2 protein-coding genes are annotated in these 1,412 nt (G+C 68.3%); both read right to left on the bottom strand.

Annotated features, from left to right (window positions below):
* On the bottom strand, positions 1-833 hold an 833-nt coding region (locus ABZ885_RS41180), incomplete at its 3' end, for a putative T7SS-secreted protein (protein ID WP_360200339.1).
* Positions 833-1,393, bottom strand: a complete 561-nt coding sequence (locus ABZ885_RS41175) for a hypothetical protein (protein WP_360200337.1) — start codon at positions 1,391-1,393, stop codon at positions 833-835. The genes ABZ885_RS41180 and ABZ885_RS41175, both read right to left, overlap by 1 nt.
* Between the last annotated feature and the right edge of the window lie 19 nt (positions 1,394-1,412).

Below are 1,412 nucleotides of genomic sequence, written 5' to 3'. Positions count from 1 at the left end.
GCGAGGCCGTCCGCCACCTCCGCCTTGAGGATCTGCATCTTGCTCGGCATGTTCGGCGCCGTCTGCACCAGGGCGGCGATCGCGGCGGTGGCCGTGCGCGCGGCGGAGTCCCGTTGGCTGCGGGCTGAGTTGAGCTTCTCCTCGGCCTGCTTGTACTCGGCCTCGGCCGGGTCCTTGAAGTCGCCCGGGTCGGCGGGCGGGGTGGCCGGACGTTTGTCGGCCGGTGTGGAGTTGTAGGCCTTGACGCGAAGGTTGTAGGTCATGGCGTCCTGCGTCCACGCCTTGGCCGCCGCGTCGGTCTTCTTCTCCGCGGCCTTCCACATCCGCGCGGCCTCGGCCGCCTCGCCCTGTGCCCAGGTGACGGTGTGTGCGAAGGTCTCCAGCGCGGAGGCGGCCTTGCCGAAGGCGTCCGCGGCGGTCAGCCACTGCTTGGGCTGCGGCTGGAACGCCTTCTGGAACGCCTCCGCCGCCTCGCCCGTCCAGTGCTCGTGGTCGAGTTTCGCCAGGCCGCTGCCGGTCTTGTCGAACGCGTCGTGGAACTTCTTCAGGTGCCCGGCGACCTCGTTGAGCTTCTTCGCATCCCCGTGGACCAACTCCTTCGGGTCGTCGGTCTGCTTCAGGCTGCGCTCGCCGACCTTCAGCCCGGCCTCGTCGGCGACGTCGTCGCCCCAGCCGTTGACCGACTGCGCCGCGCCGTGCAGCCCGACCTCGTCCAGCAGGTCACCCGTCAGGTGCGCGCCCCCCTGCAGGACCTTCGCACCCGCCTTGACGTTCGCGTCGAGGAAGTTGTCGGCGGCGTCCAGCGCATCGCCGATGCTGAACGACAGGCCCATCAGCCGTTACCCCCGGCCGCCTCGGCGAGCTTCTTGTTGATGCCGAACGGGCCCTCGGCCTTCTCCTTCGCGACGTCCGACCAGGTCTTCTTCATGTTCTCGTACGCCTTGTCCGCGGACTCCGCCGAGAAGTCCGGGTTGGTGATCTGGGTGTACGGGTTGTCACCCCACACCTCGCCCCAGGACTTGCCCTCGATCTGCTCCTCGGTCTGGTGCGGATTGCCCATCCCCGACGCGACGACGTCCTTCAGCAGGTTGTTCGCGTACTTCTCCTGCTCGTAGTAGTAACCCGCCGACAGCCCGAGCCTGGTGGCGATCTGCGTGCCCTCCTGCACCAGCTTCCGAACACCCCACGACCAGCGCTCGCAGAACTCGTTGAACACGTTCCCCAGATCCGGGTCACCGGCCTCCATGCCGGTCATCTCCAGCTCCGAGAACCCCCGCCCCGACTCCGCGAAACCCGCGATCCCGAGCTTCTGCAGCTCCCCGATCGCGCCGTTGATGCCCTCCTCCGCCAGCTTCAGCGCCTGCGGATCAACCTCGTACCCCGTCCCCGCCATCTCAGCCCTCCCCCGTAAC

Source organism: Kitasatospora sp. NPDC047058, assembly GCF_040643935.1.
Taxonomy (GTDB): Bacteria; Actinomycetota; Actinomycetes; order Streptomycetales; family Streptomycetaceae; genus Kitasatospora.
Note: the sequence above shows the minus strand (reverse complement) of the source record. Positions and strands in the feature narration are given on the sequence as shown.